Origin of the sequence: Staphylococcus massiliensis CCUG 55927, from assembly GCF_000298075.1 — a bacterium.
In the GTDB taxonomy this organism is placed as follows: Bacteria; Bacillota; Bacilli; order Staphylococcales; family Staphylococcaceae; genus Staphylococcus; species Staphylococcus massiliensis.
In genome coordinates this window covers 834,042-848,157 of sequence record NZ_JH815593.1, presented here as the reverse complement: position 1 = coordinate 848,157, position 14,116 = coordinate 834,042, and the positions used below count along the sequence as shown (strand labels likewise).

The 14,116-nt window shown below is 35.3% G+C and carries 16 protein-coding genes; 14 read left to right on the top strand and 2 right to left on the bottom strand.

The window, feature by feature from the left end; genetic code table 11:
• The first annotated feature begins 258 nt into the window (after positions 1-258).
• The 5 genes from A33S_RS0104435 (at position 259) to A33S_RS0104410 (ending at position 4,198) form a co-directional block, all read left to right on the top strand.
• A complete protein-coding gene (locus A33S_RS0104435; RefSeq protein ID WP_009383645.1) occupies positions 259-453 on the top strand; it encodes a hypothetical protein in 195 nt (64 codons plus the stop codon).
• Between the two features lie 27 nt (positions 454-480).
• Positions 481-678, top strand: a complete 198-nt coding sequence (locus tag A33S_RS0104430) for a class IIb bacteriocin, lactobin A/cerein 7B family (RefSeq protein ID WP_009383643.1) — start codon at positions 481-483, stop codon at positions 676-678.
• A 394-nt stretch (positions 679-1,072) separates the two neighbouring features.
• The gene (locus tag A33S_RS0104420) at positions 1,073-1,264 is read left to right on the top strand and encodes a hypothetical protein (RefSeq protein ID WP_009383641.1); all 192 of its coding nucleotides are present in this window, start codon (positions 1,073-1,075) and stop codon (positions 1,262-1,264) included.
• Positions 1,265-1,296: 32 nt separating this feature from the next.
• Positions 1,297-3,432 carry a peptidase domain-containing ABC transporter gene (locus A33S_RS0104415; RefSeq protein WP_009383640.1) on the top strand — a complete coding sequence of 712 codons (2,136 nt, stop codon included), beginning with the start codon at positions 1,297-1,299 and terminating at the stop codon, positions 3,430-3,432.
• 37 nt (positions 3,433-3,469) lie between these two features.
• Complete coding sequence (locus tag A33S_RS0104410) at positions 3,470-4,198, top strand: LytTR family DNA-binding domain-containing protein (RefSeq protein ID WP_009383639.1); 729 nt, start codon at positions 3,470-3,472, stop codon at positions 4,196-4,198.
• Positions 4,199-4,292: 94 nt separating this feature from the next.
• Here the strand turns inward: A33S_RS0104410 and A33S_RS11600 are convergent, their stop codons facing one another.
• A complete protein-coding gene (locus tag A33S_RS11600; protein WP_026048961.1) occupies positions 4,293-4,829 on the bottom strand; it encodes a recombinase family protein in 537 nt (178 codons plus the stop codon).
• Between the two features lie 94 nt (positions 4,830-4,923).
• Here A33S_RS11600 and A33S_RS0104400 point away from each other — a divergent pair, with 94 nt between their 5' ends.
• Positions 4,924-6,378: a SulP family inorganic anion transporter gene (locus tag A33S_RS0104400; protein WP_037556670.1), complete on the top strand. Its 1,455-nt coding sequence runs from the start codon at positions 4,924-4,926 to the stop codon at positions 6,376-6,378.
• Between the two features lie 16 nt (positions 6,379-6,394).
• Entirely contained in the window at positions 6,395-6,808 is a 414-nt protein-coding gene (locus tag A33S_RS0104395; protein WP_017176602.1) for a universal stress protein, read from the top strand.
• 109 nt (positions 6,809-6,917) lie between these two features.
• Here the strand turns inward: A33S_RS0104395 and A33S_RS0104390 are convergent, their stop codons facing one another.
• Positions 6,918-7,139, bottom strand: a complete 222-nt coding sequence (locus A33S_RS0104390; protein ID WP_009383633.1) for a YozE family protein — start codon at positions 7,137-7,139, stop codon at positions 6,918-6,920.
• 222 nt (positions 7,140-7,361) lie between these two features.
• Between A33S_RS0104390 and A33S_RS0104385 the strand changes: the two genes are divergently transcribed.
• From A33S_RS0104385 to A33S_RS0104355, 7 genes are all read left to right on the top strand, one after another.
• A complete protein-coding gene (locus A33S_RS0104385) occupies positions 7,362-7,637 on the top strand; it encodes a UPF0223 family protein (RefSeq protein WP_009383631.1) in 276 nt (91 codons plus the stop codon).
• Positions 7,638-7,772: 135 nt separating this feature from the next.
• On the top strand, positions 7,773-8,861 hold the full coding sequence (locus A33S_RS0104380) for an ABC transporter ATP-binding protein (RefSeq protein WP_009383629.1): 1,089 nt from the start codon (positions 7,773-7,775) through the stop codon (positions 8,859-8,861).
• Positions 8,858-9,664 carry an ABC transporter permease gene (locus A33S_RS0104375; RefSeq protein ID WP_017176601.1) on the top strand — a complete coding sequence of 269 codons (807 nt, stop codon included), beginning with the start codon at positions 8,858-8,860 and terminating at the stop codon, positions 9,662-9,664. The genes A33S_RS0104380 and A33S_RS0104375 overlap by 4 nt, the downstream gene beginning before the upstream one ends.
• A gap of 4 nt (positions 9,665-9,668) precedes the next feature.
• Positions 9,669-10,487 carry an ABC transporter permease gene (locus A33S_RS0104370; protein WP_009383625.1) on the top strand — a complete coding sequence of 273 codons (819 nt, stop codon included), beginning with the start codon at positions 9,669-9,671 and terminating at the stop codon, positions 10,485-10,487.
• Positions 10,484-11,557: an ABC transporter substrate-binding protein gene (locus A33S_RS0104365; protein WP_009383624.1), complete on the top strand. Its 1,074-nt coding sequence runs from the start codon at positions 10,484-10,486 to the stop codon at positions 11,555-11,557. Before A33S_RS0104370 ends, A33S_RS0104365 begins: the two co-directional genes overlap by 4 nt.
• A 121-nt stretch (positions 11,558-11,678) precedes the next feature.
• On the top strand, positions 11,679-12,704 hold the full coding sequence (gene auxB / locus A33S_RS0104360) for a lipoteichoic acid stability factor AuxB (RefSeq protein WP_009383622.1): 1,026 nt from the start codon (positions 11,679-11,681) through the stop codon (positions 12,702-12,704).
• 183 nt (positions 12,705-12,887) lie between these two features.
• Entirely contained in the window at positions 12,888-14,072 is a 1,185-nt protein-coding gene (locus A33S_RS0104355) for a DUF4064 domain-containing protein (protein ID WP_009383620.1), read from the top strand.
• The last annotated feature ends 44 nt before the right edge of the window (positions 14,073-14,116 follow it).

Sequence of the window (14,116 nt, the reverse complement as noted above, 5' to 3'; positions counted from 1 at the left end):
TTTTATTTTTGAAAATGGGGGCAATACCCCCTGCGCTGTGGATTCTATGTTTTTGCTTCAAGATTAAATATGGTTAATTCATGACAAATTTAACACTAGAATGATATTTTATAGTAAAATAATTCTAATAAATAACTTTAAAATTTTATATGTGATGAAGCATATTCTTTCTAAAGTTATATCTTTGAGTCAGTGAGCGACGTTTTTCTTAGGTTTAGTTAACTGAAAATTCTGTAAAATGTGAGGGAGGCGTTTCGAATGACGTTTAAAGCTTTGATGGTAGTTATAGCCGTGGTTGTTTTTCTTCTCTTATTTAATCTTTATCTTACTTGGCCAAAGCATAAAGATGAACCGTTTCATATTCTCGGTAAAAATCCTGAACGTACGTATGAACATTATACGTTTTTCGGGGCTTACATGTGGAATTTAACTTATATCTTGATGCTTCCTTAAATAATTTTAAGAAATGGGGTGTTAGCAATGGTTACCTTAAGTCAAAATGAAATGCTTAGTATACACGGCGGTAAAATAAACTGGGTTTATGTCATTGTAGGTGTCGTTATAGGCGGTATAAGTGCGGCAACTTTCGGTGTTCCTTTTTTTGTAGGATGTATCTTAGGTGGTGTGCTTACGTTAGGCTATGAGTTGTTTCATTACTTCAATGAGCAGGGTGATTAATTGTTCTTTGGGGCTATTTCTAATAATGGATAAACTGCGAAAAGTCGTATGGTCTACATAATAAGGGAGGGAATATTTATGATCCTTAAATCAATTCTAGTTATCGTTGCTTTAATCGTATTTGTGCTCCTCCTAAATTTGTTTTTAACTAAACCTAGAAATAGTGACGAACGCTTTCATATTATAACCAAACGTCACAATAAATCTTATGATAATTATACTTTTGGTAAAGCTTATTTAAGTAATTTAATTGATATCCTTATTTATGGATTGATTGGATTGTAGCAACTAGACTTTCTGATCTCTAAATAGACCCAACTCTTAAGAGCGTATTTACAAATAAAATGTTAAAGTCATTCATATTTATAATCATAATGCTAAGGAGGGATTAATGATGACAAGCTTAACTAATGCCGAAATGATTCAGATCTCAGGAGGGAAAATTAGATGGGGGAATGTAATAGGTGGTGCGTTATGTGGTGGCATCATTGGTCTCGCATTCGGACACCCGATACTAGGGTGTATAGTAGGTGGCGTATTCAGTCTAGCAGTTGAATTGTATTTTCATTTTAATGAACAAGTATAGCTTATTCACAATGTAAGTAGGTTAATGACACCATGAAATTTATTAAGCAACTTGATGAAAGAGATTGCGGACCTGTATGTCTCGCAATGATATGTCGTCATTATAAAAAGCGTGTTTCTGTAGATAAAATTCGAGATATAGCGCATACAAATGAAAATGGTACGAACTTGTTGGGTATGGTTAATGCTGGGAAAGCGCTCGGTTTAGATATGAAAGCAGTTAGAGTTGTTAATGAACCGGAGTTGTATAATGTGCAACTCCCATGTATTGCACATATTACCAATGATGAAGGTTATGACCATTTTGTGGTCATACGTAAGATGACGCGTCAGCATGTTTATATCGTAGATCCCGCTATAGGTAAGTCTAAAGAGTCCTTAGATAATTTTAAATTGAAATGGACGCGAATTTTGTTACTTGTTACTAAATCCGAAAACTTTTCGACTCAAACAGTGGATTATCCAATCAAGACTGAAATGTTGGCTTTAGTTAAGCAATATAAATCATTTATACTCCTCATCGTTTTCTTATCCATTTTATTGAATTTAATAAGCTTTTTAGGTACATTCTATTTTAAATTTTTTATCGATGATTTGATACCTCATTATGACAAAAGCGGTATTAACCAACTTTCTATAGCAATAATCGGGTTATATGCGTTGCATACCTTGATTGCCTTTTCAAGAGGGAAATTGATGATCGCTATAAGTTCTAAACTTGATGTTCAATTGATTTCGCAATTCTTTAACCACATCATACATTTGCCTATGCGATTTTATGAAAGCAGAAAGCCTGGCGAAATCGCATCTAGATTAACTGATATTCATAAAATTAGGGACGCGATTGCTTCAATAGCTGTGACTATATTTGTCGACCTACTCATGATTGTTGTGGGTGCATTGATGCTTGCATATATAAACTTGCATCTGTTTATAATTATTTCAATCATGATTCCACTATATGTCATATTGAGTATGAGTTTTAAATCACCGCTTAAGCGTTATAATGATTTGTTACTTCAACAAGGTGCGCTGTTCAATGGCTATCTCATTGAAATCTTTAATGGAATTTTATTCTTGAAAAGCTTTGTAAAAGAACAAGAGGTTTCTAAGAAAGTTGCGATTCGATTAGAGCAATTCATTCAAAGTTATAAGACTTTAGGGAATCTTTCTAATATCCAATTGAATATAAAAGGTTTCATGGCTTTGAGTGCATCTGTATTTGTATTGTGGGTAGGTGGTCATCAAGTTGTTAATGGAGATATGACGCTAGGTAACTTAATAACGTTTAATGCACTCGTTATGTATTACTTTGGCCCTGTGGAACGCGCGATTGAATTACAACCTATGATTCATACTGCTCTTATCGCAGTGAGAAGGGTGGTAGCGTATACAAGTAAACCTAATGAGATTCAAATGGCACAAGCGCAGTCGCAAGCGGTTAGTTTTGTGAATGAAATTAGGCTTTCTAATGTTAGTTTTAGTTACGAGCCCGAAGTTCCTATTTTAAAAGAAATTAATATAACGATTTCTAAAGGGACTAAAGTGAGTATAGTATGTGAAAGCGGTTCTGGTAAATCGACTTTAGCTAAAGTTTTAATGGGCTTTTACAAAGTTGACCAAGGTGATCTGTACATGGATAAGATGCATTATGGTGCAATAGATATACATGCTTTAAGAAAGCGCATTGGTTATCTTACCCAAAAACCTTTCTTTTTTAAAGGGAGCATTATAGACAATCTCACTATAGATATAAAAAAGCCTTTGGATCAATTTAAGATGATTGAAGCCTGTAAAATGGCAGAAATTCATCATGACATCATGAGCTTTCCTATGGGTTATGCAACGTTGGTTGAAACAGAAGGTACGAATCTTTCTTCAGGTCAACTTCAAAGGCTAGCTATCGCAAGGGCGCTGTTGCATCAAACTGATATTTTAATTTTAGATGAAGCTACGAATGCGCTCAATGATAAGTTAGAAAGACGTATATTTAGAAACTTACAATCGTTACTAAAATTGAACCGTACACTAATTATTATGTCACATAAACTTGAGAATATTCGAGACTCGGACATGATATATGTCATGCATAAAGGTCGCATCGTCGAAACAGGTACGCACGATAGGTTAATTGAAACGGGGGTCTACTACAAGCGCATATTTGAGTAAAGCGCGTAGAGGGTTATTTAGGTAATGAGGTGATAGATTGTCTTATGCAGTTTTTATATATAGCAAGCAGTATTGTATTCGAAACCATTTAGAAAGGCTATTTAAAAATTACATCGACTTTCAAAGCCGCAACCTTAAAATAGCGTGTGTCACGGAAAATATTAATGAAATTAAAGATGTAATAAATCTCAACAGCATTCAATATAGCATTCAAGTATTACATGGACCTACAATTCAAGGACTTCAAACGATTCGCGCCTGTGATCAGAGTTGTAAACAGCTTATAATCAGTGATTATCAGGATTCATCTGAACTTATCGATATTGTTAATAGCCACGTTGAGCCATTTGCTTACATACCAACATCGATCATTGATGACGTTCCAAGATTTTATCGCTTAATTGAAACCGTTGAAAAACGCGTGGTTGCATCTACTCATACTTCTTCCCGGAGTATCGTCTTTAAAATCTATAATGAAACGTACTACAAACGGTTGGATGAGGTCGTGCTCATTGAATGTTTTGATAAGCCTCATAAACTTTTGCTTGTAACCATTAATAGTAGTTATGAATTATATGGAACCATAAAAGGGTTTGAATCTGCGTATCCCGAACTGATTCGAATCAATCGAGCGTGCATTATAAATCCTCAGTATATTTATAAGATTGATCATGATAACTTGCGCGTTCACATGACGAATGGTTTCATACGTTGGTACACGAAATCGAAGAAATCTAAATTAACGCGCTTAAATTCAAATCAATAAATAGTACATATCTTAAAATTCATCATAATGTAATCAATCAACATACTAAAATGACCACTTAGGCTTTATAAGATACCTTAGTGGTCATTTAAATTTATTGGTCTAGATGGCGATAGAGTGTAGCTCTACTTATATTCGTTTTTTCCTTGATTTGATCAAGGGTATATTTTTTAGACATATACATAGCAATCGCATCTTCTAGGTTTTTATCATTTCGTTTAGGTCTACCAACCTTCGCGCCATTACTACTCGCGTTAGAAATACCTTGCTTAGTTCTAAAGCTAACAATATCACTTTGAAATCGTGTAATTTCCTTTAAGGTATTTTCGAAGGGAATTTTATTATTAGAATTAATAACCATATCTCGATTCAAAATGTGTATGGTAATCGCATTTGTAGAACAATGTTGAATAATTTCTTCTAACTGTCTCGTTGAATCAGCTAATATACATAAATCGGTAACATATAAGCAATCGTTGTCACGAATTTGGTCAAGTAATTGATCAAGTTGATATCGCTTTTTACTTTTAGTATGTAATTCTTCAAATATATGGCAGTCACGAGGAAGTTTTCGTTTCTGAACGTTAACATCGTCATAGACGTTTATCGCTCTAATATATCCATAATTCATTTCATTCACCTCTATTAGTTTCAAAAAGGGGTACAATTTTGAAACTATTACTGTTATAATTAATGCGTCAAATCTTAAAATTAGGAGCGTAAGTATGATAGAAACTATAAAAAGAGAATGGTTAAGTAACCCAGTCGCTAATATTCTATCAGGTATTGTAGTCGCCCTTGCTTTAATACCTGAAGCAATCGCCTTTTCCATAATAGCTGGAGTCGATCCTATGGTTGGTTTGTATGCTTCATTTATCATTGCAGTCGTCACTTCTATTGTAGGTGGACGTCCTGCTCTTATTTCAGCTGCCACTGGTGCAATTGCATTACTCGTTGTACCTTTAGTGAAAGATCATGGTGTAGAGTATTTACTTGCAGCAACCATTTTAATGGGAATTATTCAATTCATCCTCGGTGCTTTGAAAATTGGTCGCCTAATGAAATTTATACCTAGGTCTGTGATGATTGGTTTCGTAAATGCACTTGGTATTATGATCTTTATGGCTCAGGTTGAACATATTTTTGGCATTTCTATCGCAACATATATATATGTCATTGTAACATTATTGATTGTATATATTGTACCTAGATTTGTTAAACGTATACCAGCACCGCTCATAGCAATTGTACTTTTAACTGCGATTTATCTTATGTTTGGTGCCGATGTTAAAACAGTAGGAGATATAGGTAAAATTAACCAATCTTTACCACATTTTCTCATTCCAGATGTACCTTATAATTTTGAAACATTGAAGATTATTTTACCTTACTCGGTTTCGATGGCAATTGTTGGATTAGTTGAAAGTTTACTTACTTCTAAGATCGTGGATGATGCTACGGATACTTATAGTAATAAAAACCGTGAATCTAGAGGTCAAGGTATCGCGAACATCATTGCGCCATTCTTCGGTGGAATGGGTGGTTGCGCGATGATTGGTCAATCAGTCATTAACGTTAAGTCAGGGGGGCGTACACGCCTTTCCACATTTACAGCAGGTGTCTTCTTGATCTTCTTAATTATTGTCCTTGGAGGACTCGTAGTTAAGATTCCAATGCCGATTTTAGCTGGAATTATGGTTATGGTAGCGGTTGGAACATTTGATTTCAATTCATTTAAATATCTTAAAAAGGCACCACGTACAGATGCTTTTGTTATGGTTTTAACTGTCATCATCGTGTTGTTTACACATAATTTAGCATTAGGCGTTATTGTAGGCGTTATATTTAGTGCGCTATTTTTCGCTACTAAGATATCGAAAATCGATGTTTCTCTTAATGAAGAAAATAATATTCTATATTATTACTTCGATGGACAGATTTTCTTCGTTTCAATAGATTCTCTGATGGAACAAATCGATTTTGATAAAGAAAATGAACATATTGTATTAGATTTCTCACGTGCTCATTTGTGGGACGATTCAGCGGTAGATGCTATTGATACGATTGTTCATAAGTTTGAAGAAAGAGGTAACAAAGTTAACGTCAAACGCTTAAATGCCGATAGTCGTAAAATCGTATCTGAAATCAGTCAATTAAACGAAGAACATCTCATTTCTTAAATAAAGGGGTATGCTTATGTATAAAAATATTTTATTAGCAGCTGATGGTTCTGATAACAGTTACCGTGCTGCAGAAGAGTTACTCAATTTTATAGATTCTAAGACAAGCGCCACGATTCTCAATGTTATAGATGTAGATGATTCAAAGAATGATGTACTACATCAAACACCAGGTTCCAATTTAACCAAAGCGCGTGAACAAAAGCTATCACGCATTGAGGATTTATTCGAGGATAATGATGTAAACTTTGATTTCAAATTTTTACATGGCCAACCAGAAGATGTTGTTGTTAAAGAAGCGAATTCTGGCTTATACCAATGTGTAGTTTTAGGCAATCGTGGTTTGAATCGATTTCAAGAAATGCTTCTAGGTAGCGTCTCTCATAAAGTTGCTAAGCACGCTGATATACCAGTTATTATCGTTAAATAAGGCCAAGACTATATCCTGCCACTTGAGGCAGGATACTTTTTTACATAAAAAAAGCACCCTAAATGGGTGCGGCTCTTATCCTTTTGAGGTAATAATATACCAAATCATATTAGTCGATATGATTTGTGAATTGGTTGTAGACACCAAGTGCCCGCTTCACATTCATCATCTCAATATGGTGTGGCATGTAAGCTTTACGACAATACAATAATATATCTGATGGTAATGTCGCATCTCTAGGAAAATTAGCGTCTTGGTTTATCCAAGCAACCAATTCACCAAGGGGCGTATTATCACCATCAAAAGATTGCATATATTCGTAAAAGCTCATAGATTCACCTCTTTTTTCTAGAGCCGATGCCTATTATATCATATGGATACAAGCTGTTGTGGCTCAATTTTACAATTTTTAACATAAAAATATGCTTCAACTTAATATATTTACGAACAATAATGGCAAGAGCTTTTTGATACGATCGACGTAGTTAAAAGTACGCTTTAGGTTAGGTATTTGATAAAATAGACGTAAACGAATTAAGAAGGAGAGATCATCGTGGAATATAATTACCCAATTGATTTAGATTGGACTAATGACGAAATGATGGCAGTCGTTTCATTTTTTAATTCGATAGAAGCGTATTATGAAGACAAAGTTGAACGCGATGTCGTCTTAGAACGCTATAATCAATTTAAGAAAATTGTGCCAGGTAAAGCTGAAGAGAAACAGATATTTAAAGAATTTCATAAACGAAGTGGTTTTGATAGTTATCCTGTCGTTAAAGAAGCAAAAGCGCATGAAGCGGGTTCGATCTTACAATCTCATAACTAAAAATTACTTCTTGTAAAGAAAGCTGTATTTTGGTATTTTTATAAAGCATTATGGTATGTTTTGTAAAATAAATCTAAATACAGCTTTTTTATGCATTCGTATCATAGACTAAACAACATGAAAATGGAGGGAATCATGAACCAATTAATTCAACTACGAGATGTTACTAAGACGTTTCATCATACGGATGTATTAAAAAACATCACCATTGATTTTAAAAAGGGCTTTTTCTATACGATACTAGGACCCTCAGGTTGTGGGAAATCAACGTTACTTAATTTAATCGCTGGTTTCGAAAGACCTAATACTGGCGATATTTTATATAATCAACACATTATAAATCATGTACCAGCGCATAAGCGCAAGGTGAACACAGTATTTCAAGATTATGCCTTGTTTCCGCATCTTAACGTGTATGACAATATTGCTTTCGGTTTAAAATTGAAGAAATACGCTAAACAAGAGATTCAATCTAAGATTAATGAAGCACTTAAGTTAGTTAAATTAGAAGGTATGGCTGACCGTATGATTCAACAACTAAGTGGTGGTCAGAAGCAACGTGTCGCGATCGCGCGGGCAATCGTTAATGAACCTGAAGTTCTCTTGTTAGATGAATCGTTATCGGCGCTTGATTATCATCTTAGACAAGAGATGCAATATGAGCTTAGGGAACTTCAATCAAGGCTCGGGATTACGTTTATATTTGTGACCCACGATCAAGAGGAAGCGCTTGCCTTGAGTGATTATATCTATGTACTGAATGAAGGTCGCGTTGCGCAATTTGGTACGCCAAAAGCCATCTATGATGAACCTTTGAATAAGTTTGTTGCACAATTTATCGGAGAGTCTAATATTATCGAAGGCAAAATGATTAAAGATTATAAGGTATCATTTAATCAAAATGTCTTTTCATGTGTGGATAAAGGTATTGCGCCTGACACAAAAGTTGAAGTGGTGATTCGCCCTGAAGATATTACATTTGTACCAAAGCGTCAGAGTGTGATTCATGTAACGATTGATTCACAACTCTTTAGAGGCGTACATTACGAGATTTGTTGTTACGATCAGTTTGGTCAAGAATGGATTATTCAATCGACGAAAAAGGCTACGATTGGTGACGAAGTAGGCCTTTATTTCGAACCTGAGGCGATTCATGTCATGGTTCCTAACGAATCTCAAGAAGCCTTTGATCGACGAACGTCAAATGGTGAGGTAGGCGTATGACGAAACATTTTAAATGGCTCACATTTACACCTTATCTCATTTGGATGGTACTCTTTATTATCGTGCCGCTTCTGTTACTGATTTATTATTCGTTCATTGATATTAATGGCAACTTCTCTCTAGCGAATTATAAACAGGTCTTCTCACCGAACTATTTAACGATGTTTAAAGATTCTTTATTGTATGCGTTTATGATAACAGTGTGTTGTTTGGTCGTAAGTTTTCCACTTGCTTATTTCCTAGTTCAATCTAAACATCAACAATTACTTTTGCTACTTATTATTATGCCAACTTGGATGAATTTACTTCTGAAGACTTATGCGTTTATTGGTATTTTCAGTCATGATGGTATTATCAATCGATTTTTACAGTGGATGCATGTACCTGCTTTGGAAATATTATTTCACGCGCCTAGTTTTATTATCGTTGCTTCATACATATATTTACCGTTTATGTTATTGCCGATTTATAATCATATGAATCAAATTCCGGATGTATATTTGAAAGCTGCCAATGATTTAGGTGCGAATAAGTGGGTGACTTTCACTAAGATTATCATGCCTTTAACGAAAGAAGGCGTCAGAGCTGGGGTTCAAGTTACGTTTATCCCGGCGCTCTCGTTATTCATGATTACGAGATTGATAACAGGTAATAAAGTGATCACAATAGGTACTGCGATAGAAGAACAATTTTTAGTGATTCAAAACTATGGCATTGGAGCGACTATCGCCATCGTATTAATCGTGTTGATGTTTATCATATTAAATATCACGAAATCATCTAAAGAAAGTAAAGAGGTCTAACATCATGAAGTGGTATGGAAAATTATATGTGTCGCTCGTACTCTTATGTTTATATGTGCCGATTGTTGTGATGATGGTGTATTCCTTTAATAGCGCGGGTTCTATGACGGGCTTTAAAGGTTTTACGTGGTCTCATTACGAATCACTCTTTCAGAATAAACGCATGCTTCAAATCGTATTGAATACCATTGCTGTCAGTTTATTATCTTCAAGTATCGCGACGGTGATTGGTGTATTGGGAGCGATAGGGATTTACCATATATGCAACCAACTTATGAAGCGTTCAATACTGTCTATGAACCAAGTATTGCTCGTATCTTCGGACGTCGTGATAGGCGCGTCATTCCTAGTTTTATTTACAGTGATAGGGAATTTGACTGGTCTTCATTTAGGCTTTTGGACGGTTTTAATTTCTCATATCGCCTTTAGCATTCCAATCGTCGTTATCATCGTGTTGCCAATGCTTTATCGTATTAACCAAAGTGAATTTCTAGCATCTGAAGATTTAGGAGCTTCACGCACTGAAACGTATCGCTACATTGTGTTGCCTCAAATTTATCCAGGTGTTCTAAGTGGCTTTTTAATGGCATTAACGTATTCATTAGATGAATTTACAGTGAGCTTCTTTGTAACGGGTAATGGCTTTAGTGTCCTATCTGTCGAGATTTATGCGATGGCAAGACGTGGTATTAGCCTTGAAATTAATGCACTTTCTACCATTATCTTTGTGATTATCATGGTGATGCTGTTTGGTTATCATATTTTAAAAGGCCTTTTAAAGAAGCGGTCGCTAACCCTTAACGAGAAGGGGGTTACGCGATGAAACGCTATATCACGTTAATAATAGGATCATTCTTGATTGGCGTATGTTGTTTACTCTTATCAAAAGCCCTTGATCAACAACACACGAGCAGTAAGCAAGAGAAGTTATTTGTGTACAACTGGGGCGAATATATTGATCCAGATTTAATCAAACAGTTTGAAAAGGAAACGGGTATTAAAGTTATTTATGAATCGTTCGATTCCAATGAAGCGATGGAAGCGAAACTTCGCAATGGCGGAACGCATTATGACGTGGTATTTCCAAGTGATTACACGGTAAATAAGCTTAAGAAAGACGGCTTATTACTACCGCTTAACCACGATAAGTTAAAGCACTTAAAAAATATTGATTCAAATTATATGAATATGTCATTTGATAAAGGGAATAGATACGCCGTTCCCTATTTCTTTGGGACAGTTGGCATATTGTATGATAAAGATAAGTATTCGGATATGACGTTTAACTCATGGAATGATCTTTTAAAACCGCAATTAAAGCAGGATATTCTGTTGGTAGATAGTGCGCGTGAGATTGTCGGAATCGCGCTCAATATGAATCACGATAGCTTGAATACGACGGATCCTGAAAAGTTAAAGGAGGCGCAACTTAAATTAGCGAAGCTTGCGCCTAATGTTAAAGGTGTCGTTGGAGATGAACTTCCGTTGATGCTTGAACAACAGGAAGCACATGTCGCAGTGGTATGGAGTGGCGTTGCGATGCCTATCGTAACTGAAAATGATACGTATCAATATGTCGTTCCTCAAGAAGGTTCGAATTTATGGTTCGATAATATGGTAATTCCTAAAACGAGTCAAAATGTCGACGGTGCACACCGTTTTATAGACTTCTTGTTAAGAGAAGACGTTAGTGCTCAGAATACAGAATGGGTTGGTTATGCGACGCCGAATCGTGAAGCTTTAAGACATTTACCGCAATCAATTCGAAATGATAAACGTTTTTATCCATTAAAAGCTGAACAATCAAAGTTAGAAGTATATGAAGATCTTGGAAAATATTACGTAAATGAATACAATGAGATGTTTTTAAATTTCAAAATGTCACTTGATTAACTATTGGAATGTATATATAATATTTTTTTAATTGTTTCTTAACTGTAAATGTAGTTATAATAAAGTATGAAGCTTTGTTTGAATGGAATAGATTTAAACAAGTTAATAAGGAGTGGAAGTCATGTCAGGAGAACATTATACACAGATAAAGCGTCCTGTAAGTAGACTTGCCGAGAAAATATTAGGTTGGTTAAGTTGGATTATCTTACTGTTACTGACGTTTGCTGGAATGTTTCTAGGGTTAGTAACGTTTAGTAACGACGCTTCAATTGCTAAATTGGAACAATCTTTAAATAATAGTTCTTTCTTTCAAGATGTCTTTGCGCAGAATAATTTGAATACAACTCAAGTTGTTATCTTTTTCCAAAATGGTGTATGGCTGATTATCGTGTACTTAATCATTTGTTTATTAATCACATTTTTAGCCTTAATCTCAATGAATATTCGAATTTTATCAGGCTTATTATTCTTGCTCGCAAGTGTGGTTACGCTACCGTTTATTATCTTACTTGTACCCGTGTTACTTTTTATCGCAGCTATCATGATGTTTGCGCGTAAAGCTAAATATGTCACGGTACCTGCGCGTTATGGTGAACGTGATGTTTATGATGAGCGTCCTTATCACCATGAAAAGCCAAAAGCTAAAGATAACAATCGCAATGAGTATGATAGAAATCGACAAGATACTTATGAAGAACCTGAGAAAACAATGGTTATGAATCGACAAGATATCGAAAAAGAAACACGTGGTGACGCACAAGAAGCAGACGAAACGCCACAAGTTTTATCACGTCAACAAAAATACAATCATAAACCAGTAAAACCTAAAGATGAGAAAAAAGTTGAAGCTACGAAACCTTCTGAGGAAGATAGCTACGAGCGTCAACTAGAGCGCCAACGTGAACAAGCGCGTCAGAAAGAAATGGAAGAACAACGTTTACATCAACAACAAGCACTGAGAGAAGAAAAAGAACGTGCTAAAGCAGAACGTAAAGAGCGAAAACGACTTAAGAAAGAACAAAAAGCGAAAGAAAAAGCACGTCGTAAAGCGCAAATGAGTGCTGGCGCGACGCGTAGAAAGAATTACGATGATCGATTAAAGATGCAAAAGGATCAGGAGAAAACAGATTCTGACGAAACGAAATAACGTCAAACGTTCACATTTGAATAACTTATTTTCAATTTAATGTTAATGATTTCGAGAAATGGGAATGTAACTAATAAGTTACATTCCCATTTTTAGATTGTTTAAAATCTGAATATTTAAAAATGTGAATGCAATTAACAATATATGTTTACATAGAAGCGTAGACATATAAGGAGGGAAATTATGGATAGACATATTGAAAAAACGGTTGAAAAACCAATCAAACGTACAGTCGAGAAAATTTTAACCTGGCTTGGTATTATTCTAGGAATTATAGCGCCAATTATTTATTGGTTAATGAAGCAAAGTTCTCAAAGTAATGAATTTAAAGAACAATTCAAAAAGAACATGGAAAGTAATCAAGACATGCAATCTCAAAATGTGAACCCATCTGAAGTTGCAGATATGATGGCAGGTTTAGGTAACTTTGGTTTAATTACATCGCTAATCTCATTACTATTAGCATTAATCGCAGCATTTATGTTCAAGAAACGTGTTCTTGCAGCAACTTTATTAATCATCGCTGCTTTATTAGCGCTTGTATCAATCAACTTACTATCAGCGATTTTATTCTTAGTTGCAGGTATTATGTTACTTGTACGTAAGAATAAGAAGAAGACAGTTTATGAAGGTGCGAATGAACGTCGTTATGATGAACGCCGTGACAATCACGTAAGAGATAATCGTTATGATGATAGAAAAGACAACCGTGTAAACAACGATCGTACACGCGATGACTATAATAATCGTCGTGAAGATGTACGCCATGATAACCGTGATAACGGTCGCCGCAACGATCAAGATAATTTCCAAGATAACCGTCGTGACAATGACTATAAACGTGGTTATGTTAAAGATACGCACGGTAAAGAAACATTTGCGGATGGACGCAATGTTGGTACAAACCGTGATAATGATGGTTACAAAGAAGATACACGCTTAAAAGATAATCGTCGTAATGACAAGTTCAACGATGGTCGTAACATTAAAGAAGAAGACCGCTATGACAATGGTTTTAGAGATGGTCATAACGATAGCAAATCTTTCAAAGATGGTCGCAATAGTGGTTTCCAAGACGGACGTCGTGATAACAAAGGCTTTAACGATAGTCGCAATAATGGTTTCCAAGATGAACGTCGTGATAATAAAGGTTTCAACGACAGCCGTGACAATGGTTTCCAAGATGGACGTAGCGACAACCGCTTCGAAGACAACGTAAACCGTGACAACGATGGTTATAAACAAGATTCACGTTTAGACGATAACCGTCGTAATGACAAATTCAATGATGGTCGTAACATTAAAGAAGAAGACCGTTATGATAATGGTTTCAGAGACGGTAAAAAAGACGACCGTTATAGATATTAAGGTCAGATTTAAGGCTAGAGCTTTGCTCTAGTCTTTTTTTATGA

Excerpts from the sequence above, each read along its gene's own strand:
- A33S_RS0104420 (WP_009383641.1), top strand. The coding sequence starts at position 1,073 with ATGACAAGCTTAACTAATGCCGAAATGATTCAGATCTCAGGAGGGAAA.
- auxB (WP_009383622.1), top strand. The coding sequence starts at position 11,679 with ATGTCAGGAGAACATTATACACAGATAAAGCGTCCTGTAAGTAGACTT.
- A33S_RS0104390 (WP_009383633.1), bottom strand. The coding sequence starts at position 7,139 with ATGAGCTTTTACGAATATATGCAATCTTTTGATGGTGATAATACGCCC.
- A33S_RS0104380 (WP_009383629.1), top strand. The coding sequence starts at position 7,773 with ATGAACCAATTAATTCAACTACGAGATGTTACTAAGACGTTTCATCAT.
- A33S_RS11600 (WP_026048961.1), bottom strand. The coding sequence starts at position 4,829 with ATGAATTATGGATATATTAGAGCGATAAACGTCTATGACGATGTTAAC.
- A33S_RS0104435 (WP_009383645.1), top strand. The coding sequence starts at position 259 with ATGACGTTTAAAGCTTTGATGGTAGTTATAGCCGTGGTTGTTTTTCTT.
- A33S_RS0104395 (WP_017176602.1), top strand. The coding sequence starts at position 6,395 with ATGTATAAAAATATTTTATTAGCAGCTGATGGTTCTGATAACAGTTAC.
- A33S_RS0104415 (WP_009383640.1), top strand. The coding sequence starts at position 1,297 with ATGAAATTTATTAAGCAACTTGATGAAAGAGATTGCGGACCTGTATGT.
- A33S_RS0104370 (WP_009383625.1), top strand. The coding sequence starts at position 9,669 with ATGAAGTGGTATGGAAAATTATATGTGTCGCTCGTACTCTTATGTTTA.
- A33S_RS0104355 (WP_009383620.1), top strand. The coding sequence starts at position 12,888 with ATGGATAGACATATTGAAAAAACGGTTGAAAAACCAATCAAACGTACA.
- A33S_RS0104375 (WP_017176601.1), top strand. The coding sequence starts at position 8,858 with ATGACGAAACATTTTAAATGGCTCACATTTACACCTTATCTCATTTGG.
- A33S_RS0104400 (WP_037556670.1), top strand. The coding sequence starts at position 4,924 with ATGATAGAAACTATAAAAAGAGAATGGTTAAGTAACCCAGTCGCTAAT.
- A33S_RS0104365 (WP_009383624.1), top strand. The coding sequence starts at position 10,484 with ATGAAACGCTATATCACGTTAATAATAGGATCATTCTTGATTGGCGTA.
- A33S_RS0104430 (WP_009383643.1), top strand. The coding sequence starts at position 481 with ATGGTTACCTTAAGTCAAAATGAAATGCTTAGTATACACGGCGGTAAA.